Source organism: Caballeronia sp. LZ043 (genome assembly GCF_031451075.1).
Lineage (GTDB): Bacteria > Pseudomonadota > Gammaproteobacteria > Burkholderiales > Burkholderiaceae > Caballeronia.
In genome coordinates this window covers 141812-161959 of the sequence record NZ_JARUXT010000001.1, presented here as the reverse complement: position 1 = coordinate 161959, position 20148 = coordinate 141812, and the positions used below count along the sequence as shown (strand labels likewise).

The 20148-nt window shown below is 66.0% G+C and carries 23 protein-coding genes and 1 pseudogene; 6 read left to right on the top strand and 18 right to left on the bottom strand.

The features are described 5' to 3' along the window. Positions 1-182 precede the first annotated feature (182 nt). The 3 genes from lipA to QCE64_RS00790 form a co-directional block, all read right to left on the bottom strand. A complete protein-coding gene (lipA, locus tag QCE64_RS00800) occupies positions 183-1184 on the bottom strand; it encodes a lipoyl synthase (RefSeq protein ID WP_309913425.1) in 1002 nt (333 codons plus the stop codon). After that, positions 1181-1972 (bottom strand): lipoyl(octanoyl) transferase LipB, encoded by a 792-nt coding sequence (gene lipB, locus QCE64_RS00795; protein ID WP_310002447.1) that lies wholly within the window; start codon positions 1970-1972, stop codon positions 1181-1183. Before lipB ends, lipA begins: the two co-directional genes overlap by 4 nt. 89 nt (positions 1973-2061) lie before the next feature. After that, on the bottom strand, positions 2062-2388 hold the full coding sequence (locus tag QCE64_RS00790) for a DUF2917 domain-containing protein (protein WP_309913419.1): 327 nt from the start codon (positions 2386-2388) through the stop codon (positions 2062-2064). Positions 2389-2511: 123 nt separating this feature from the next. Here QCE64_RS00790 and QCE64_RS00785 point away from each other — a divergent pair, with 123 nt between their 5' ends. Next, positions 2512-3465, top strand: coding sequence for a transcriptional regulator GcvA (locus QCE64_RS00785; protein WP_310002446.1), 954 nt, complete (start codon positions 2512-2514; stop codon positions 3463-3465). Here the strand turns inward: QCE64_RS00785 and QCE64_RS00780 are convergent. The 10 genes from QCE64_RS00780 to QCE64_RS00735 all read right to left on the bottom strand — a co-directional run bounded on the left by QCE64_RS00780 (position 3449) and on the right by QCE64_RS00735 (position 12263). Beyond that, positions 3449-3772, bottom strand: coding sequence for a DUF493 family protein (locus QCE64_RS00780; RefSeq protein ID WP_309830184.1), 324 nt, complete (start codon positions 3770-3772; stop codon positions 3449-3451). The genes QCE64_RS00785 and QCE64_RS00780 overlap by 17 nt on opposite strands. An 11-nt stretch (positions 3773-3783) precedes the next feature. Further along, positions 3784-4695, bottom strand: a complete 912-nt coding sequence (locus QCE64_RS00775; protein ID WP_310002445.1) for a D-amino acid aminotransferase — start codon at positions 4693-4695, stop codon at positions 3784-3786. 27 nt (positions 4696-4722) lie between these two features. Beyond that, positions 4723-5925 carry a D-alanyl-D-alanine carboxypeptidase family protein gene (locus tag QCE64_RS00770; RefSeq protein ID WP_310002444.1) on the bottom strand — a complete coding sequence of 401 codons (1203 nt, stop codon included), beginning with the start codon at positions 5923-5925 and terminating at the stop codon, positions 4723-4725. Between the two features lie 417 nt (positions 5926-6342). Then, positions 6343-6969 (bottom strand): alpha/beta hydrolase, encoded by a 627-nt coding sequence (locus tag QCE64_RS00765; RefSeq protein ID WP_309928960.1) that lies wholly within the window; start codon positions 6967-6969, stop codon positions 6343-6345. Next, positions 6966-7295, bottom strand: a complete 330-nt coding sequence (locus tag QCE64_RS00760; RefSeq protein WP_309913401.1) for a (2Fe-2S) ferredoxin domain-containing protein — start codon at positions 7293-7295, stop codon at positions 6966-6968. The genes QCE64_RS00765 and QCE64_RS00760 overlap by 4 nt, the downstream gene beginning before the upstream one ends. Before the next feature lie 76 nt (positions 7296-7371). Next, complete coding sequence (locus QCE64_RS00755; protein ID WP_310002442.1) at positions 7372-8535, bottom strand: VanZ family protein; 1164 nt, start codon at positions 8533-8535, stop codon at positions 7372-7374. A gap of 49 nt (positions 8536-8584) precedes the next feature. After that, positions 8585-9223, bottom strand: a complete 639-nt coding sequence (locus QCE64_RS00750; RefSeq protein WP_310002441.1) for an ABC-type transport auxiliary lipoprotein family protein — start codon at positions 9221-9223, stop codon at positions 8585-8587. Positions 9224-9236: 13 nt separating this feature from the next. Further along, positions 9237-10196 carry an MlaD family protein gene (locus tag QCE64_RS00745; protein WP_309807054.1) on the bottom strand — a complete coding sequence of 320 codons (960 nt, stop codon included), beginning with the start codon at positions 10194-10196 and terminating at the stop codon, positions 9237-9239. A gap of 54 nt (positions 10197-10250) precedes the next feature. Continuing rightward, entirely contained in the window at positions 10251-11129 is an 879-nt protein-coding gene (locus tag QCE64_RS00740; protein WP_309913390.1) for an ATP-binding cassette domain-containing protein, read from the bottom strand. 6 nt (positions 11130-11135) lie between these two features. Then, positions 11136-12263, bottom strand: coding sequence for an ABC transporter permease (locus tag QCE64_RS00735; RefSeq protein ID WP_309913387.1), 1128 nt, complete (start codon positions 12261-12263; stop codon positions 11136-11138). Positions 12264-12627: 364 nt separating this feature from the next. Here QCE64_RS00735 and QCE64_RS00730 point away from each other — a divergent pair, with 364 nt between their 5' ends. The 5 genes and pseudogenes from QCE64_RS00730 (at position 12628) to QCE64_RS00710 (ending at position 15166) form a co-directional block, all read left to right on the top strand. Next, positions 12628-12912, top strand: a complete 285-nt coding sequence (locus QCE64_RS00730) for a type II toxin-antitoxin system RelE/ParE family toxin (protein ID WP_310002440.1) — start codon at positions 12628-12630, stop codon at positions 12910-12912. A 47-nt stretch (positions 12913-12959) separates the two neighbouring features. After that, a pseudogene (locus tag QCE64_RS00725) lies at positions 12960-13142 on the top strand (helix-turn-helix domain-containing protein); the annotation flags it as partial. A gap of 52 nt (positions 13143-13194) precedes the next feature. Then, on the top strand, positions 13195-14091 hold the full coding sequence (locus QCE64_RS00720; RefSeq protein ID WP_309913380.1) for a biotin--[acetyl-CoA-carboxylase] ligase: 897 nt from the start codon (positions 13195-13197) through the stop codon (positions 14089-14091). Then, positions 14088-14897 carry a type III pantothenate kinase gene (locus QCE64_RS00715; RefSeq protein WP_310002439.1) on the top strand — a complete coding sequence of 270 codons (810 nt, stop codon included), beginning with the start codon at positions 14088-14090 and terminating at the stop codon, positions 14895-14897. The genes QCE64_RS00720 and QCE64_RS00715 overlap by 4 nt, the downstream gene beginning before the upstream one ends. Positions 14898-14926: 29 nt before the next feature. Beyond that, a complete protein-coding gene (locus tag QCE64_RS00710; RefSeq protein ID WP_310002438.1) occupies positions 14927-15166 on the top strand; it encodes a hypothetical protein in 240 nt (79 codons plus the stop codon). 11 nt (positions 15167-15177) lie between these two features. Here QCE64_RS00710 and rfaE2 read toward each other — a convergent pair whose 3' ends face one another. The 5 genes from rfaE2 to QCE64_RS00685 form a co-directional block, all read right to left on the bottom strand. Beyond that, positions 15178-15660 (bottom strand): D-glycero-beta-D-manno-heptose 1-phosphate adenylyltransferase, encoded by a 483-nt coding sequence (gene rfaE2, locus QCE64_RS00705; RefSeq protein WP_309928939.1) that lies wholly within the window; start codon positions 15658-15660, stop codon positions 15178-15180. A 180-nt stretch (positions 15661-15840) separates the two neighbouring features. Beyond that, a complete protein-coding gene (locus QCE64_RS00700; RefSeq protein WP_309913372.1) occupies positions 15841-16719 on the bottom strand; it encodes a ferritin-like domain-containing protein in 879 nt (292 codons plus the stop codon). Between the two features lie 464 nt (positions 16720-17183). Further along, positions 17184-18116: a MerR family transcriptional regulator gene (locus tag QCE64_RS00695; protein WP_309913370.1), complete on the bottom strand. Its 933-nt coding sequence runs from the start codon at positions 18114-18116 to the stop codon at positions 17184-17186. 393 nt (positions 18117-18509) lie between these two features. Beyond that, the gene (locus QCE64_RS00690) at positions 18510-19265 is read right to left on the bottom strand and encodes a PhaM family polyhydroxyalkanoate granule multifunctional regulatory protein (protein WP_310002437.1); all 756 of its coding nucleotides are present in this window, start codon (positions 19263-19265) and stop codon (positions 18510-18512) included. A 46-nt stretch (positions 19266-19311) separates the two neighbouring features. Continuing rightward, positions 19312-20139 carry an enoyl-CoA hydratase/isomerase family protein gene (locus QCE64_RS00685; RefSeq protein WP_309928933.1) on the bottom strand — a complete coding sequence of 276 codons (828 nt, stop codon included), beginning with the start codon at positions 20137-20139 and terminating at the stop codon, positions 19312-19314. Positions 20140-20148 lie beyond the last annotated feature (9 nt).

Sequence of the window (20148 nt, the reverse complement as noted above, 5' to 3'; positions counted from 1 at the left end):
ATTTTTATCGTTTATTTTTCGCTGCGGCAAGCGCGGAATCCGGGATTCCGGAAATCCGGAATCAAGGCGTCCGGCGATCCGGACAGGATTCAACGGTCCAATGCGTTGCGTGCCGGGCTTTCTCCACACAAACAAAAAACCCACAGTTTCCCGTGGGTTTTTCACGAAGCGCATATACAGGCTTAAACCACCCCCGCTCCATGCGCCTGAAGATCCGCGTGATAACTCGATCGCACCATCGCGCCGACCGCCGCATGCGTGAAGCCCATCTTGTAGGCCTCTTCCTCGTACATCTTGAACGTATCCGGATGGACGTATGCACGCACCGGCAAGTGATGCTCCGACGGTTGCAGATACTGGCCGATCGTCAGCATGTCTACGTCGTGCGCGCGCAGGTCGCGCATCACCTGGAGGATTTCCTCTTCCGTCTCGCCGAGTCCGACCATCAGGCCCGACTTCGTCGCCACTTCCGGATGCAGCGCCTTGAAGTCCTTCAGCAGCTTGAGCGAATGGTGATAGTCCGAACCCGGACGCGCTTCCTTGTACAGGCGCGGCACGGTTTCGAGGTTGTGGTTCATCACGTCAGGCGGCGCGGCGGTCAGGATGTTGATCGCGCGATCCAGACGGCCGCGGAAGTCCGGCGTGAGAATCTCGATGCGCGTTTCCGGCGATTGCTCCCGCACCTGCCGGATGCATTCGACGAAATGCGCCGCGCCGCCATCGCGCAGGTCGTCGCGATCCACCGACGTGATCACCACGTACTTCAGCTTCAGCGCACCGATGGTGCGGGCGAGGTTCGCCGGTTCGTCGGCATCGAGCGGATCCGGGCGGCCGTGACCGACGTCGCAGAACGGGCAGCGGCGCGTGCACTTGTCGCCCATGATCATGAAGGTCGCGGTGCCCTTGCCGAAGCATTCGCCGATGTTCGGGCAGCTCGCTTCCTCGCACACCGTGTGCAGGTTGTGCTCGCGCAGGATCTGCTTGATCTCGTTGAAGCGCGAACTGCCGGTCGCCGTGCGCACGCGGATCCATTCCGGCTTCTTGAGCTTCTCGATCGGGATGACCTTGATCGGAATGCGCGAGGTCTTGGCCTGCGCTTTCTGCTTCGCGGTGGCGTCGTAGGGCGCGGGAGAGGCCGAAGCAGCGGCGGTGTCGCCGGCCAGGTTTGCGGTTGCGTCAGTCATTCGGTCGATCCGGTGGTTGCAGCGGCAAATGCGGGGAGGCCGCCGATTTGATGCGCCAGCCGTTCGGCCAGCGTAAAGGCTACGTCGCGCCAGTCGGCCGCGACGCCGAGCGTCGCCATGTCGACCGTTTCGAGCCCCGCGTAGCCGCACGGGTTGATCGCGAGAAAGGGCTGCAGGTCCATGTTCACATTCAGGCTCACGCCGTGGTAGCTGCAGCCGTTGCGAATCTTGAGTCCGAGCGCCGCGATCTTCGCGCCCTCATGCAGTGCGTGCTGTTCGCGCAGACGACCGACCGCGCCCTGCGCCTCCGGACGTCCGGAGGGCTGCGCCACATAGATGCCGGGCGCGCCGGCCTTGCGGTCGGTCGCGAGATTATACGTCGCGAGCGTTTCGATCACGGCTTCCTCGATGCGCCGCACCAGCTCTCGCACCATCAGCTTGCGCCGGCGCAGATCGATCAGCAGATAGGCCACCACCTGCCCCGGACCGTGATACGTGATCTGTCCGCCGCGATCCACCTTGACGAGCGGAATGCCGCTGTCGGCAAGCAGCAAGTGCGCGGGATTGCCCGCCAGGCCGAGCGTGAACACCGGCGGATGTTCGACGAGCCAGATTTCGTCGGGCGTGTCGGGCGTGCGGGCGTCGGTGAACGCGCGCATCGCGTCGAAGCTGTGATCGTAGGATTCGAGCCCCAGCCAGCGCAGCGTGACCGGCCATTCACCGGCTTCGAGGGCGGTGTCGGACGTGTCGGCTGTGTCTTGTGGGAGGGCGAGCGGTATGGCGGACATGATCCCGGTAGTTTACCGAAAGTGGATCATGCCCGCCGATGGTGAATTCGCATGCCTGCGATGACAAAACCGAATAGTTGCAGCACGCTTCAGACGGTGCGCCAGCCGGACCGGAAACGCTGCGCGAGCCGTTCGATGCCTGCCGACAGCCACTGGATCGCGCGTTCGTCGCAGCGCGGCACGATCGTGAAGACGACGTAAGCCGGCTGTTCGCCCTCCACCGACAGCCAGAGCCGCTCGCGTTCGCGCAACTTCAGGCTGTCGCCGGGTTCGAGCCAGTAATCGTCGATGTCGTTGCTGCGCGTCGCCCAGACCGCGTTGCCCTGCACCGCGAGACGTGTGCCGCGGGCAATGCGCATCGGCACGGTTTCGCCGGGCTTGATTTCGAAGGTGACGCTTGTTGAAATTTCTCGCATGACCGACTCCGCCAAAGGAACGTTTCGATGACTACAATCCTAGGCGTGGCAAGGCATCAGGCAAAACGATCAATTTTCACCGCTATGTGAGCCAATTTGACAACGGACCCGGCGACCCTGCATATGGACCTGCGACAGCTTCCTGCGTTGAACGCTCTGCGCGCCTTCGAGACCGCCGCGCGTCACGAGAGTTTTTCCCGCGCCGCCCACGAACTCTTAGTCACTCAAGGCGCCGTCCGAAATCAAGATAGCGCGCTGGAGACCGAGCTCGGCGTGCCGCTGTTTGCCCGCGACGGCAAGCGCGTGCGGCTCACGGATCGCGGCCGGCAGTACGCTGCCGAAGTGCGCGCGGCGCTGCTCGCGCTCGCGGAATCCACCCGCCGCATCCGCTCGGGCGACCGCGACCGGCGGCTGATCGTGTCGATGCTGTCGTCGTTCGCGGCGCGCTGGCTGACGCCGCGCGTGGGCCGCTTCATCGAGAAGCATCCAGAGATCGACCTCGAACTGCTGTCGACGAACGCGCTCACCGACTTCAACCGCGACGACGTGGACGTCGCGATCCGCTTCGGCTACGGCAAGTACGCCGGCATCCATACGGAGGAACTGCTGGACGAAGTGTTCTTTCCGGCGTGCTCGCCGAATTTTCGCGGCGGCGACCTGCCGCGCGTGCCGGCCGATCTGGCCAGCCTGCCGCTGCTGCGCTCGGATGAAGAACTGTGGCGCCCATGGTTCGACGCGGCCGGGCTCACCGACCTGGCGGAGCCGAAGCGCGGCGTGTTGTATGAGGATTCGTCGAATCTGCTGCAGGCGGCGATCGACGGTCAGGGCATCGCACTCGTGCGCCGTTCGCTGTCGATGCAGGAGATTCTCGCGGGACGGCTCGTGCGCCTGTTCAACGTGGACGGACCGAGCCCGTGGAAGTATTTCTTCGTGTGCCCGCCCGCGCTGCTCGGAACGGCGCGGGTGCAGGCATTCAGGAACTGGGTGTTCGACGAGGCCGAGCAGTTCAGGCAGCTTTACGAGCGCACGCCCGCCGTCTGCGACGCCCCCGCCGGCAAGCTCAAAGCACTATCTTGACCATCGGATGGCCGGTCAGCGCGCGATAGATGTCGTCGAGATGGGCGCGATTCTGCGCCTTCACCGTGCAGGTGAGGCCCGTGTAATTGCCGCCCGACGACGGCCGGGTCTCGACGCGCGAGGCGTCGAAGTCCTGGTCGAACTGCTTCAGCACGCCGACGATCGTGTCCTGGAACTCGGGATGCGACTTGCCCATCACCTTGATCGGAAAGTCGCACGGGAAGTCGAACAGCTCGTCGGCGCTGTGCGCGGCGGAGTCGGTGGGATCGGTGGCTTGGGGCTTCGAGTCTGGTTTCGTATCGGACATGATGTTCTCCTTCACTTCGCGCGCGGCGCCTCGTCGGCGAATTCGCGCGTCTTGGCCCGCTGGTAGGCCTCATACAGCGCAGCATAGACCGGACCGGGACGGCCGTCGCCGACGCGCGCGCCGTCCAGCGTCGTGACCGGCATCACTTCCTTGGTCGCGGAGCTGATCATGATTTCATCGGCGGAACGCAGTTCGGCTTCGCTGATGTCGCGTTCCTCGAAGGCAATCCCGGCGTCCTGCGCCAGCGTCTCGATCAGGCTGTAGCGAATGCCTTCCAGAATGCGCGGTCCGCGCGGCGCGCCCAGCAGCACACCCTGCTTCACGATCCACACGTTCGACGACGAGCCTTCGGTCAGCAGCCCGTCGCGCAGCTGGATGGTCTCCAGCGCATCGTGTTCGGCCGCGTGCTGCGCCATCAGCACGTTGCCGAGCAGCGAGGTCGACTTGATGTCGCAATGCAGCCAGCGCTTGTCCTCGGCGGTCACGGCCACGGCGCCTTGCGCGCGTTCGGCCGGGCTCGGGAACGCGAGCTTGCCGAGCATGACGAACACGGTCGGCGTGATGCCCGCCGGGAACGCATGGCCGCGCCGCTTGGCAACGCCGCGCGTCACCTGAATATAGACGAGCGCATCGCCCTCGCCCGGATTCTCGGCAACCACGCGGTCGATCAGCGCGCGCCAGCCCGCTCCGTCGAACGGATTGCCGATACGGATTTTCCCGAGGCTGCGCTCGAGCCGCGCGAGATGCTGCTTCAGCCTGAACGGCAAGCGCGGACCTGCGGCCTGTGCATAGAGCGGCACGACTTCATAGACGCCGTCGCCGAAGATGAAGCCCCGGTCGAGCACGGGAATGCGCGCTTCGGAAAGCGGACCCCATGCGCCGTTCAGATACACCGTGGGATCGAAATCGTCAGACTGGCTCATCGATACCGCTCCTCGTTCGTTCCGGCTTTACTTGCGCTTTTGCCACCACAGCAGCGCCGAATCCCACAGACGGCCGACCATGCCGGCTTCCGGCACGTCCTGCAGCGCGACCAGCGGGAACTGCGCGACTTCCTTGCCGTCGGCCATCATCTTCACCGAGCCGATCTGCTGGCCCTTCTTGATCGGCGCGACGATCAGCTGATCCTGCGTGACGGTCGGCTTGACCTTGTCGCCGAGACCCTTGGGCACGGTGATGTACTGATCCGTCGTCACGCCGGCCTGCACGTTGTTGGCCGCGCCCTTGTAGACGCGCGGCGAGGCGATCACCTGATCCGCCTTGTACAGGCGCAGCGCGTCGTACGCGGTGTAGCCGTAGTTGAGCATCTTCAGGCTGTCCTGCACCCGGTTATGCTCTTTCGGCTCGCCCATCATCACCGACACCAGACGGCGGCTCGCATCGGGCACGCCCGCCAGCGGACGCTTCGCCGAAGCGATCAGGCAGTAGCCGGCGGCCTTCGTGTGGCCGGTCTTCAGGCCATCGACGGTCGGATCGAGCCACAGCAGGCGGTTGCGGTTCGGCTGCTTGATCTTGTTGTACGTGAAGTCCTTCACCGAGAAGATGCTGTAGTACTCGGGGAAGTCGCGGATCAGGCGTGCAGACAGCAGCGCGAGGTCGCCGGCCGTCGTGTAGTGCTGCGCGTCCGGCATGCCGTTCACGTCGGCATAGTTGGTGTGCGTCATGCCGATGCGCTTCGCCGTGGCGTTCATCAGCTGCACGAAGTTGCTCTCGCTGCCGCCGACCAGTTCCGCCAGCGCGATGGCCGCATCATTGCCCGACTGCACGATCATGCCGTACACGAGATCGTGCACGGTGACCGGCTTGTTCGCCTCGATGAACATGCGCGACTCGTCGGTCTTCACGCGGCGCACGGCCTCGCTCGGCATGACGGTCTGGTCCATGTTGATCTTCTTCGCCTTGAGCGCGTCGAAGACGAGGTAGGCGGTCATCAGCTTCGTGAGCGAAGCGGGCTCGACACGTTCGTCGGGATTGCCGGACGCGAGCACCTGGTTGCTGGTGGCGTCGACGAGCACCCACGAGTTCGCCGTCACATCGGGCGGCGGGACCTGCGCATACGCGCTCGCCGCGGCCAGCATGGCGGGCAGGACGAGAGCGGCTTTCGAGGAAACGGAGACAGACGGAAGAGACAGACCGGAAGGGACAAAGCGCATAGGATCGATCGGCGGAAAAAGCAGGCTGCGACGATGGCGATCGGGGATCGGATGATCGGCGAAGCACGGGTTGAACAGGCAGACCGTCGCTGTTGGTCGGGCCTTTCGCCATAACGGCGGCCATGACAGCGGCCATGGCAGCGGCGCTGCGGCAAAAAGCGCTCGTTCGACAGACGGAAGCGAAATCGGTTCTCGGAAGCCGGTGTTCCCGAAGGCCGCGACGCGCGCCGGAAGGCGTCGTGCGGCCGGGAGCAGCGAAAAAATTCTGCGCCATTATACGCGCGGGCTGCTTGCGTCTTCCTTCGAATCTGCGTGCTGGCCGCGTGTTTTAACGTTTTTCCGAGGCGGCTTCAGCGCTTTTCGAGTGTTTCGAGCGCTGCGCGGCAGCGCTCGCGAGTGCATCGCAGGGAAGGACGATCAGCGCCAGGCGTCGACGATCACGCGCTTGAGAATATGCAGCTTGCGATGGAAGAAGTGCTCGCCGCCGGGGATCACGACCACCGGCAGTTCCTGCGGCCGCGCCCAGTCATAGACCGACTGGATGGGCACCGTGTCGTCCACTTCGCCGTGGATCACGAGCGTGCTCTCCGGCACCGGCGCGACTTCCCAGCGGCTCGCCGCCGTGCCGACGAACACCATGCGTTCAATCGGCTTGCCCGCTTCGAGCAGGCGCTTCGCCACATGCGACAGCACGAAGGTGCCGAAGGAAAAGCCCGCGAGGACGATCGGCACGTCGGACTGGCCGGGCTGCGCGCGCATGTGGTCGATCAGCGCGAGCAGGTCGTCCTGTTCGCCGATGCCGTTGTCATGCTCGCCGCCCGTCTGCCCGACGCCGCGAAAGTTGGAACGGAAGGTGGTGTAGCCGAGTTGCACGAAGGTGCGCGCGAGCGTCTGCGCGACCTTGTTGTCCATGGTGCCGCCGAACAGCGGATGCGGATGCGCAACGAGCGCGATGCCGCGCGGCGCCATGTCCGGCTGGTCGAGCGCGCATTCGATCTTGCCGACCGGCCCGTCGATCAGGAACTTCTCGGTCTGCGCGTTCATGCCGGTTGATCGATCAGCAGGCGTTCGACGATCTTGCCGTTGGCCAGATGCGAGTCCACGATTTCGTCGATATCGGTTTCATCGACATACGTGTACCAGGTGCCTTCCGGATACACGACTACGACCGGACCCAGTTCGCAGCGGTCGAGGCAGCCCGCCTTGTTGATGCGCACCTGGCCTTCGCCCGCGAGGCCCAGTTTCTTGACGCGCTTCTTGGCATATTCCTGCATGGACTGCGCGTTGCAGTTGGCGCAGCTTGGCCGCGCGGCGCCTTCTTCGCGCTGGTTCAGGCAGAAGAACACGTGATACTTGTAGAAGGAATCCATGAGTCTGGCACGCTGAGAGTATCGGCCGATTATAGCCAGCGATGTTCGTGCCCGCTCCGGGCGGTTCCACCCAAGCTCAGCGCCCGCGCTGCGCACGCCGCCGCGCCAGCCACGCGTGCTCCGCCGCCGAAGCGAGCCAGCCGAGCGCCGCGTAAGGCCACACCCACGACAGCCAGTGCACCAGCCCGTTGAAATGCACATAGCGGCCCTGCCGCCAGTCGGCGAGGACGATATCGAAGTACGGATTCACCGGCAGCAGGTTGACGAGCGCGAGCGACATCAGCAGCGCCGCCCCCGCGAGCGCTGCGCGCAGGCCGCGCGGCAGCGACACCGAGAGCAGCGCCGCCAGCATCGCGATGGCGACGCCTTCCAGCGCGCCGTCCGTGGCCCAGTCGAAGGTGAGGCCGGCGCGCGACTGCAGAAAAGTCGCGCCCGCCTTCGCGAACAGCGTCAGCGCGACGAGGCCCAGCATCAGGCGCATGCGCGGCGCACGGGTGCGCGTCAGCAGCGTCGCCAGCACGAGCGCGCCGAACAGGCTGCTCGACGTGATCAGCGCCTCCCAGGCGTCGTCGGGCAGCAGCGCGCCGAGCCGGTCCGGCCAGCTTTCCACGTCCCAGGCGACGGGCGTCCACGCAAGGATCGCGTCCTGCATCGCCGGATCGAGCGTGTCCCACAGCACGCGCGGCAGATCGCCGCCGCCGAACAGATAGGGCGCCGGAAACATCGCCGCGAACGGCCACAGCGCCGTCAGCCCGATCACATAGGCCGCGTCGCGCTCGAACCAGGTGAAGCGGATGCGCCGCAGCAGGCCGCGGTCGAGCAGCGCGCTCGTCGCGGGCGCGGCCAGCACGCCGCCGAGCAGCGCGCCGAACGCGTTGGCCGCGAGATCGAGGTTCGAGGCGACGCGCGTCGGCAGATAGGTCTGGATGGCTTCCATCGCCCCCGACAACAGCATGCCGCCCGCCAGCGCCGCGCCCACCGCGAGCGTGCCGCGCCAGCGCGGATACAGCGCGAGCACGATCAGCGCGCCGAGCGGCATGTAGCCGAGCACGTTGGTGACGACGTCGAAGACCGTCAGGTATTGCGGCAGCGGATCGGTGAGATAGGCGAACGGGCTCAGGCCCAGCGAGCGCCAGCCGGAAAACGGATACAGCGAGCCATACACGACGAGCGCCGCATACGCGGCGAGCGCCTGCCGGGAAAACGCCGACGGGCGGCGCTGCCATTGCTTGATCGTCATGAGCCGCCCGGATGCCTCCGTGCTGGGCGGAAGAGCGGACCGCCGCGCGTCATCGCGCGGCGGCGAGCGGTTGGGCGGCAAGCCACGCGGAGACCTGCGCGATCACATCGTCCGAGGCTGCAGCAAGCGCCTGCGCGCCGCCCGCCGCATTCGCGCTGCGCGCGGGCACGCTGGCGCTGAAGCTGCGCTGGCCCACCACGCGGCCCTGCTGCGTGAGCGTCGCGCGCACGTCGACGACGCCATGGCTCTGCTCCGGCGCATCGAAGTCCTGTTCGAAGCGGGTCAGCTCGACTTCGAGCAGCGGCACGGCGCGCACCGGATCGGCGCCCGACAGGATCTGACCGCGCGCAGCGAGCGCGTCGCGCAGGCGCTGCGTCAGCAGGCGCGCCGGCGGCATCGTCCAGTGACTGTCGGAATAGGTGGCGACGCGCTGCGGGTCGACGTAGCTCAGGCGATAGGCGAACGCGTCCGTTTCGAGATTGCGCGGCGCGGCCACGGCCAGCACCTTGACCGGCGGCGGCGGCAACGCCCCCGCCGACGCATTCCCGATCCGCAGCGCGCCCAGGTCGTAGCGGGCATCCGGCAGCGCGTCCGGCGTCGAGGCGCAGCCCGCCAGCAGCGCGACGCAGGCGCACGCGCCGATGCACAGCCGAGTCACCCAGGCGGTCTTCGTGTCGATGTCTGGCATGTCGTTCTCTCACTCAATGCGCGGGCTGCGCGGGCCACGTGAAACCCGCCTCGCCCGGTCCCGGCGCCTGCTTCGGCGCGCCGAACAGCACGCTGCGCGGATTGGTGCTGAAGGCATCGGCGGCGCGGTCCACCGAACGCGCGGCGGCGCTCACGTCGTCGCTGAAGGAATAGAAGCGCGGCAAGGCCTCGAAGCCCACTCGCGCCGTCACGAAGCGCAGCGATTCGTTCATGTCGGCGAGCGAGGCGCTCGCGTCCTCGGCGGCCTTGCCCGCCTTGTTCAGATTGGTGACGAGCGGACCGTCCGGGCGATTCAGGTTCTGCACCAGCTGATTGGTCGAGGCCAGTGTGGTGTCGAGCTGCTTGAGCGTCTGCGGCAGTTGCGCTGTCGCCGGCTGCACCTGGCTCGCGAGCGTCGCGATGCCGTCCGCCGCGCCCTGCAGGCTCTTCGTGGTCGCCATCAACTGGTTGCGGACGTCATCGGACAGGAACTTGTCGGCGTCTTCGGAGAGGCGCTCGAAGCGCTTCAGAATGACGTCCCCGCGTTGCTGCAACTGCTCGAACAGGCCGGGATGCATCGGCACTTCGGCGATGTGCTGCGCCGACGAAGCCAGCGGGCTCGTGTCCTTGCCGGTGTCATCCAGCTGCACGAAGGCGATGCCCGTCACGCCCTGGAAGCCGAGCGTGGCGAAGGTCGAGTGCGTCATCGGCGCGTTCTGGTCGACGAGGATGCGGATGCGGATCTGCCCCGGATGGGCCTTGTCAAAGCTGATCGACTGCACCTTGCCCACGCCGAGCCCGCGATAGCGCACGGCGGCATCCGTGTAGAGGCCGGTCACGTTGGTGCGCGCGATCAGGTCGTATGGCACGCGCACCGTACGATCCACGTTGAAGAAGAACACGGCGAACGCGATGGCCAGCACGAGGGCGATCGTGAACAGCCCGGTCCAGAACGCATGTGATTTGTTTTCCATCGGCAGGTTCCTTTGACTTCGCGGCGGCGCCGGCTTCGTCCATGCGTGATGCGGCTACTTGTTGACGGTGATCGGCGCGTCCTCGAGCGCCGCCGCGGGCAGCTTCGCGCGGCGCTCCGGCGGCAGCGCCTGCAGCGCGCGGCGGCCGCGCCGGCCGAGAAAATACTCGCGGATGAACGGATGATCCACCGCGCAGGCTTCCTCCACCGGCGCCGCGACGAGCACATGCTTGTCCGCCAGCACGGCGACGCGGGTGGACAGCGCCACCATCGTATCGAGATCGTGCGTGACCAGCACGACGGTCAGGCCGAGCGCGCGATGCAGCGTGGCGATCAGATCGACGAACTCGTCCGAGGCCTTCGGATCCAGGCCGGCCGTGGGTTCGTCGAGAAACAGCAGTTCCGGCTCGAGCGCGATCGCGCGCGCGATGCCGACGCGCTTGACCATGCCGCCCGACAGCGCCGAAGGCATCTTGGTGGCGTGCTTGCACGACAGCCCGACCATCTCCAGCTTGAGCATCACGAATTCGCGGATCAGGTCCTCGGGAATCTTGCCGAGTTCGCGGAACGGCTGCGCGATGTTGTCGTACACCGTCAGCGACGAGAACAGCGCGCCCTGCTGGAACATCATGCCGGAGCGCGAGCGCAGCATCTTGGCGGTGTCCTCGTCCATGCGCGTCCACTCTTCGCCGAGCACGCGGATGGTGCCCGACGTCGGCGCTTCGAGCCCGAGCATCTGCCGCACGAGCGTAGTCTTGCCCGAACCCGAGCCGCCCAGCAGCGCGACGATCTCGCCGCGCCGCACATCGAGGTCCAGATGCTCGTGGATGACCGTGCGGCCGTAGCGCTTGGTCAGGTCGCGCACTTCGATCACCGGCTCCGCGATGACGGGCGGCGGCTGATGGCGGACGGCGGTGGCGAGCGTCGTGGACATGTGCGTCTACAGCCCCACGTTCTGGAACAGGATGGCGAACACGGCGTCGGCGAGGATTACCACGGTGATCGACGTCACCACCGACGTGGTCGTGCCTTCGCCAAGACTCTGCGAATTCGCCTTGATGCGGAAACCGAAATGGCAGGCGGTCAGCGCAATCAGCATGCCGAACACGACGCCCTTGCCGAGCCCGATCCACAGATTGGCGATCGGCACGACGGAGGGCAGCGAGCGGATGAAGAAATTCATGTCGATGGACAGCACGAGCTTCGCGGCGAGCGCGCCGCCCAGCAGGGCGACGATGTTGGTCCACATGACGAGCAGCGGCATCGCGACGCCCAGCGCGATCACGCGCGGCAGCACGAGCCGCAGGCCGTGCGGGATGCCCATGACCTGCATGGCGTCGAGTTCCTCGGTGACGCGCATCACGCCGATCTGCGCGGTGATCGCGGAGCCCGAACGGCCGGCGACCAGAATGGCCGAGAGCACCGGCCCGAGTTCGCGGATCACCGAGAGGCCGAGGATATTGACGATGTACTGGTTCGCGCCGAACGCGCGCAGCTGCTGCGCGGACAGATAGCTCAGCACGATGCCGATCAGGAACGCGACGAGCGCGGTGATCGGCAGCGCCTGGGCGCCGGCGCTGTAGATGTTGGCGGAGATTTCCGTCCACGGGATACGGCGCGGACGGCGCACGAGACCGAACAGGTCCAGCACGAAGGCGCCGAACATCGCGAGGCCGCCGTGCAGGTGGTCGAAGAACGTGAAGATCAGCTGGCCGAGCCGCGTGACGGGATCGATGCGATCGACGGGTTCAGGCTCCTCGCGCTCGGCGTCGAGCAGCGCGACGCGCTCGAAGATCTCCCGCTGGGTGTCGGAGAGTTCGACGGCGGCGGGCATCTTGCGGCCCCAGATGCGCCAGAGCGCCTGGCCGCCGACGTGATCGAGACGCTCGATGGCCAGCAGGTCCCATTCGCCGATCGCCTCCCGCCCGATGGCCCGCAGCCGCCGCGTGACGCCGCTCTTGGCCCGGTCGCGCGCGAGCGCGAGCGCGGTCCACTGACCCGAGAGCCGGACCACCTTGCCCTGCTGACCGGCTTCCACTCTCAGGCGCGGCGGCGTGTCGAAGTCCAAGGATCGATGGCGCGGTAAAACGCGGTTAAGGGTGAAGGGACATTGTAGCGAAGGTTGGTTTGGGGACGCGGGATGGGGGTTTGCAGGCACCCATCACATGACGCGTGAAACTGGGAAAATTCGGCTTGCCATGCGCTCAAGGCGTCGCGCTATGATGACTTCACCAATTCGGGGGTGCATGACATGGACGGAAAACTGGATCCGCGTATTTCTGAATTCGAGTCCTTCGAGGACGCCGAACGCTATCAAAAATGGTTCCGCGAGGAGATTGAGGCTTAACTTGCGGAGGCCGCACCGTCCATTCCGCACGACGAGTTGTTCGCGGAAATGGACGCATTGATCGTTGCGAAGCGCAAGGCTCGGCATGCTCGTTGACTGGAGGCCGCGCGCACGCAGGCGGCTCAAGGAAATCTACGAATCCATCGAAGAGCGTGACCCGGGGGCGGCTGAAAGCCTGGTTGAATTGATCAGGGAAGCCGTCATCACCTTGGCCGAGAATCCTTACATTTATCGCCCTGGACGCGTTCCCAACACACGTGAAATGGTCGTCCACCCGAATTACCTCGTGATTAATCGAGTCAGCGACCGCGTCACCGTGCTGAACGTCTTGCATGCCCGAATCCGTTATCCCCGCGAGAACGAAAATTGACTGCCTTCGCGAATCAAATCCCGAACGCTGGGCATGAAATGCGCGACGCTCTCCTGCAAGCTCGCCGGGAAGCCGGTCTCGATCAAGCGCAGATTGGGGAACGTATGGGCATGACCGGGTGGGCAGTCGCGGACCTCGGAAGCCTGCTGGTCAGCGAAACACATTCGCCATCCATCGCCACGCTCCGCAAGTACGCGGCGGCCTGCAGCAAGACATTGCGCATCGCTTTCGTATTAGCGTTCCGGCCGTGGCGGCGCGTGGCGCGCGGCTACAATAGCCACCATGAACCCGACTCCCTTCGCCCCCGACGCGCCCTGGCGCATCGACCTCACACGGCTGGCGACGCTCGCCGAGCGTCCCGCCCGCGACTGGACCATCGATATCGTCGACGAAACCGGCTCGACGAACGCCGACCTGATGGCGCAACTGCGCGCCTTGCCCCGCAACAGCACACCGGCGCCCTGCGTGCGCGTCGCCTATTCGCAGACCGCCGGACGCGGGCGGCGCGGCCGCGCGTGGCTCGCCGAGCCGGGCAACGCGCTGCTGATGTCGGTCGGCTGCGTGCTGAAGCGGCCGGTCGAAGGCCTCTCCGGGCTGAGTCTCGCCATCGGCACCGCCGTGCTCGACGCGCTCTCGCGCCTGCCGCTCACGCCGTCCGCGCGCCCCGCGCTGAAGTGGCCCAACGACGTCCTGCTCGATGACGGCAAGCTCGCCGGCATTCTCATCGAAACGGCGTGGAACACGCCCGGCGCCACGGCCGTCGTGATCGGCATCGGCACGAACCTGCACGGCGCCGAACAACTCGCCACCCAGGTCGAGGACGCGAACCGGTCGTCCGCGGCGGCCTCGTCGTCCACGCCCGGCGCCGCGCCGGCCGCCCTCGCGCGCGCATGGCCCGACGCCAATCTGACCGAGACGCTCGCGGCCCTGCTCAACGCGCTCGACACCGCTCTGCCGCGTTTCGAGGCCGAAGGGTTCCGGCCGTTCCGGCAACGCTGGCTCGACGCGCACGCCTGGGCCGGCCGCGAAGTCGCGCTGCTCGACCAGGGTCTGGAAGTGACGCGCGGCATTGCATCGGGCGTTGACGAAAGCGGCCAGTTGCTGATCGACGCGCCCGAAGGTCCGCGCACCGTCACGACCGGCGAACTCACGCTGCGGCTCGCGAGGGAGCGTCCGTGAACGCTGCGCCGTACTTGCTGATCGATGCCGGCAACAGCCGCATCAAGTGGTCGCTCGTCAGTGCAGACGGAGCCCCGCTCGCGAACGGCGCATTCGAGCACGCGCACCATTCCACCGCCGCCGATGACGCCGCGCTCGACGCCTGGTCCGCGCTCGCCGCGCCGTCGGCTGTCTGGATCTCCAACGTCGCCGGCTTGCCGGTGCAGAACCGTATCCAGCGCCTGATCGACGCGCGCTGGCCTACCGTTCCGCGCACTATCGTCAAGGCGCAGGCCGAGCAATGCGGCGTGCGCAACGGCTACACCGAACCCTCGCGGCTCGGCAGCGACCGCTGGTGCGGCCTGATCGCCGCCCGCGCCGCCTATCCCGGCGAACATCTGCTGATCGCGACCTTCGGCACCGCGACCACGCTCGAAGCCTTGCGCGCCGACGGCGTGTTCACCGGCGGGCTGATCGCGCCGGGGTGGTCGCTGATGATGGAATCGCTCGGCAGCCACACGGCGCAACTGCCCACACTGGATGCCGCCGCCGCGCGGGCCGCGCTGGAACGGACCCGCAGCCAGTTCGCCGCGGACACGGCCGCCGCGCTCTCGGCAGGCTGCCGGCTGGCGCAGGCGAGCCTGATCGAACGTGCCTGGCGCGATCTGAAAGCAGACTGGCGCGCCGAAGTGCGGCTCGTGCTCGGCGGCGGCGCGGCGCACGAAATCGCGGACGCGCTCGAGGCGCCTTATACGCGCCACGATTCACTTGTGCTGTCGGGTCTGACGCTCATCGCGCGGGACGCCGCTGCACGCCATTCATCCTGATTCGCTGATTCGACGGACGGAGCCCACGAATGCTGCGCTGGCTGATCGCCCTACTGATACTCGCCAACCTGCTGATGTTCGCGGTGATGCGCGGCATGGCGGGGCCGCTGCCCGCCGCGGGCGCGCGCGAGCCGCATCACCTGTTGCAGCAGGTGCATCCCGAGGCGCTGAACACGCGCCCGATCCACCCGGAAGAAGCGTTCGACCAGCCGCGCGTCGGCGGTCCGGCGCCGGCCGCCAATGTGCAATCCACGCCGCTCGGACAATAAGACGGGGCGCGTCAGGACTGCGCGCGGACCTTCCTGAGCAGCGCGGTGGTCGAGCGGTCGTGCTCGAACGCGATGGCCAGCGCCTTGCCGCCCCAGCCGCGCACGAGCGCCGCTTCGGCGAGCTTGTCCATGTCGTAGTCGCCGCCTTTCACGAGCACGTCAGGACGCAGGACACCGATCAATTCGAGCGGCGTCGATTCACCGAACTTCACGACCCAGTCCACGCTTTCCAGCGCGGCCAGCAAGGCCATGCGGTCGTCTTCGTGATTGATCGGGCGATCGTCGCCCTTGCCGAGCGTGCGCACCGACGCATCGCTGTTCACCCCGACGATGAGCGTCGCGCCCAGCGCCTTGGCATCGGCGAGATAGGTCACGTGGCCGCGATGCAGGATGTCGAACACGCCGTTGGTGAAGACGACCGGACCGGTCAAGCCTGGGCGCAGCGCGGCGAGCGCCTCGCGCGTGATGATCTTGCGTTCGAAGATGGCGGACATGACGGGCTCGCTGCGGGTTTCTGAAAGCGCGCATTGTGCCACGGCGGCTTTGCCAAGGATGACGTGGCGCCAGAGTGCGCGACGGTGCGTGACGGTGCGCGACACCCAAAGCAAACGGCCCGCCGACATGTGCCGGCGGGCCGCTCCCCTATGACTGCGCGATGCGGAGTCTCTGACGAATCAGGCAGGCTGTTCAGCCGATCCGCCGGCCGTCCCGGCCTGCAGACGCTGCACCACTTCCTTGCGATAGCGATTCAGTTCCTGCGCCGTAGCGAACGAACGCTCGAACAGAATGGACAGGTTGTGCAGGATGCGTTCGACCACCTTGCGCTCCCAGCTGTCGTCGAAGCGGATCTGGTCGTCCAGCCAGCGTTCGAGCCATTCCGGGTCAGGCAGACGGGACTGCACGGTATCGCGCGGAAACAGCGCCTGATTGACGTGCAGGTTCGTGGGATGCAGCGGCTTTTCAGTGCGACGCGCCGACGCCATCAGGACGCCGATCTTCGCAAACGCGGCGCGCGCCGTGTCGCCCGCGTTCGTGAGCGCCTTCTTCATGTAGCGCAGATAAGCGCCGCCATGACGCGCTTCATCGCGCGAGATGGTTTCGTAGATATGCTTGATGACCGGCTCGGTATGCCATTCGGCCGCCCGGCGATACCAATGGTTGAGGCGGATCTCGCCGCAGAAGTGAAGCATCAGCGTCTCGAGCGGCGGCGCCGGGTCGAACTCGAAGCGCACCGCGTGCAGTTCTTCCTCGCTCGGGACGAACTCGGGCTTGAAGCGGCGCAGATATTCCATCAGCACCAGCGAATGCTTCTGTTCTTCGAAGAACCACACACTCATGAACGCGGAGAAGTCGCTGTCGTTGTGGTTGTCGCGCAGGAACATCTCGGTTGCGGGAAGCGCGGACCATTCGGTGATCGCGTTCATCTTGATGGTCTTGGCCTGCTCGTCGGTCAGCAGGGACGCATCGAACCTGTCCCATGGAATGTCCTTCTCCATGTCCCAACGGACGGATTCCAGCGATTTGTACAGTTCCGGATAAAGCATGGTGTTCATTGTCCACCCCTGATGCCACTTATGCGACGTTATATCTGTAATGACTGTCGATTCTCGCAGGCCGGAATCCGTGCCCGCGAACGACGAAGCTTTCAATTTTACGCGGGATTCCGTCGGCCAAAGACAAAAAGCGACAACGAAGCGCCGTGATCTGCGCTGCGGCAACGCATTGCGTCCCGCCTGAAACACTGCACTTCCCCGTGCAAATGTCGCGTGTCGTACGTCTTGTTCTACCGTGGGTGAGGAGCGAAACCTGTGCCTGAGGTATGGTCAAGTGGCGTCGAGCCTGCCGCCGCCTGCGTGCCGGCGACGCAGTATGGCGTATCCATGTGACAGTTCACGTGACGCTGACTGGATACGCTTGCAATCGCTTCGAGTGTGCTTGCCTGGCTCCGCGGACCCGACAGTCCGACCGTGCCCGGCATGCATTGCGTGCCGACGCTCGTCTGAACGAGCGTCAACGATCATAGCACGGCGGAGTTCCGCCATTCGGCGACCACTTCGTCGATGGGCGTGAGTCCGGTCACGTGCTGCACGCCGTCGTGAATCTTGCGGCGCAGCGCGGGACTGCTGCCGCCGGCCCAGATGCGCACATGCGGCGGCAACAGCTTGCGCAGGTCGTTCAGGCCATTCGCGACGGACTGCGCCGGCATCACCGCCGTGAACGACAGCGCGACGATATCCACGTCATGCGCCGTGACCGCGGCCGCGATGTCGTGCAACGGCGTCTGCAAGCCCAGCTGGACGCACTCGCATTCGGAAAGCACGAACATCGCTTCCGCCATCAGGATGCCGAGGCCATGCCCTTCGCCCGAAAGCGTCGTGAGCAGCACGCGCGGACGGCTGCCGCGCCCGCGCGTGGCTTCGGCGAGCGGACGCATCAGATTGCGCAGCGTGCTCTGGATCGATTCGCTGAACAGATGTTCGTGGAACACCTGCAAGGTCCCGGCGGCCCACGCATTGCCGACGCGCGCGGACAACGGCGCCACGACATCCAGTACGAAGCGTTCCAGGCCGTCGCGGGTGGCGCGCTTGAGCAGGCCAAAACGGAAGTCGTCGTATTTGCTGGCGCGCAGCAGCGAGATCAGATGATCGAGTTCGGCGTCCGGCGCATCCTGGCCAATGCCTGAGCTTTCGGCGAGGTGCTGCAAGGTATCGATCGACTGACCGAGCACCTTGCTTGGACGATGCCCCGCGTCGAGCAGACGCTTGACGAGTCGCAGCTTGGTCACCTGCTCCTGCGGATAGAGCCGCTCGCCGCCCGGCGACCGCATGGGCTGCGGAAAACCGTAGCGGCGCTCCCAGACACGCAGCGTGTCCTTGGTCAGACCAATCTCCTGAGCGATCGCGCCAATGCCGATGCCCACGCCCGCGGCGGCTGCGGCAGACCGTGGCATGGACTCGGGAAGGCCAGCGCCATCCGGGAGCGGCTTCGAAACGAATTCTTGTTGTGGCGAAGTTGTCATGGACAAAATGGATGAAGCAATTCTGATGAGGTCGAAATAGCGTGCCTTTTCGACCATCTGCATGGACAAAGTTCAACACCGTCTACTTTTCATCATAGACAGAATTTGCGCGATTGGCTGCGTCGAAACGCCCTGCTGCCGTGTTCAATACGACGCAGGGAGACGTTCGGATGCGTGCAGGACAAAAAGTGTTCTACGGGATGAATGCAGGCAAGCCGGCGCAAGGCGTGTCTCGCTGGAGAGCCTTCAGCACCGGAAGAAGAAACGGCGACGCAAGATGCGTCGCCGTTCGTTTGGTCGGATCAATTGTCCACTACAGGGGACTCAGGCAGGCTTCTTCCTGGGCGGGATTTTCCGCGCCGGCGGCTTCTTCGCCGCTGCGGCCGGCGACGCCGGCTCCTCGTCCGCCGCCTGCGTGCCCGCTTCCGTAGCGGGCGGCTCGCCCGAGCCCGCGCCCGCCGCACCCGGCGGCGGCGTCATGCCGGGCTGCAGCATTGCCAGATGCGCGAGCTGGTTGAACTGCGATTGCAGCACATTCCACCAGCCCGACGGATCGAAGCCGGGCGGCGGCGCGGCCGATTCCTTGTCCTGAGGCTCTTCTTCATCCGCGGGCGCCCGGGGCGCGGCTTCTTCCTGCGCCCGCGTTTCGGATCTCGCGGCGGACGCTCCGCCCATCGGCCAGCCGGCAGCGGCGCCGCGCGACTGTTCCGCCGCCTGCTGCGCGCTCTCCACCGACGTCTGCGCGTACGCGCCGAACGCACGCAAGGTGGCGAGCGTCGCGCGCTGCACTTCGAGCGCCTGGATCGCCGACTGCAGCATGTTGAGATTGAGCTTCAGCCATTGCTCGACCGCGCGCATGTCGGTCACGCGCTTGTCGAGTTCCTCGATATTCGTGAGCGGCGCGAGCATGTCCGACATCATCGAGAGAGAAGGTCCCACGCCCTGCCCGCCGCCCGGCATCGCGGCGGCGAACGGATTCAGGCGCATCAGTTCCCACATCTTGCCCATCATGTCCGCCTGACCGAATCCGGGAAAACCGGGAATCGTGTAGGGCGGCGTTCCGCCAGAATGATCGGTCATTTGACTCTCCTTGTTTTGCGTGTGTGTTCGCGCTCAACGCCCAGACTCAGAACGGCGCGCCGCCGGGAAAGTCCGGCGCGCGCCGCTCGCGCAGCGAGCGCATGCCCTCGTGCACATCGGGACCGGCGAAGCCCATGAATTCGAGCGCCAGCGACGTATCGAAGGTCGGCCCGGCCGAGCGCAGCCAGTTGTTGAGCGCGTACTTGGTCCAGCGGATCGCGGTCTGCGAGCCCTGCGCCAGCCGGTTCGCCACTTCGATCGCCTTCGGCATCAGCTCGCTTTCGTCCACCGCGAGCGACACCAGCCCGATCCGCTCCGCTTCCTCGCCGCTCACCGGCTCGCACAGCAGCAGATAGTACTTGGCCTTCGCCATGCCGCACAGGAGCGGCCAGACGATCGCCGCGTGATCGCCGGCCGCGACGCCCAGCCGCGTATGCCCGTCGATGATGCGCGCCGACTTCGACGCGATCGAGATATCCGCCAGCAATCCCGCCACCAGCCCCGCGCCGACCGCCGGGCCGTGCATCGCGGAGACGATCGGCTTGCCGCAGTTGATCACGTTGTACACGAGATCGCGCGCCTCGCGCCAGACGCGCGCGCGCACGTCGAAGTCGTTCGCCATCTCCTCGACGAGTCCGAGATCGCCGCCGGCCGAGAAGCCCTTGCCTTCGCCGCGGATCAGCGCGACGCGCGTCTCGGGATCGCGATCGATGTCGCGCCAGATGTCGGCGAGTTCGCGATGCATGTTGGCGTCGGCGGTGGAGAGGCCGCTCTTGTTCGCGCCCGCGCCGGGCATCACCACTTCGAGCACGCCGTGCGGATGGCGGCGCAGTTCGAGCGATCGATAGCCCGAGTACATGGAGAGGTCGCTCATGATCCTGTC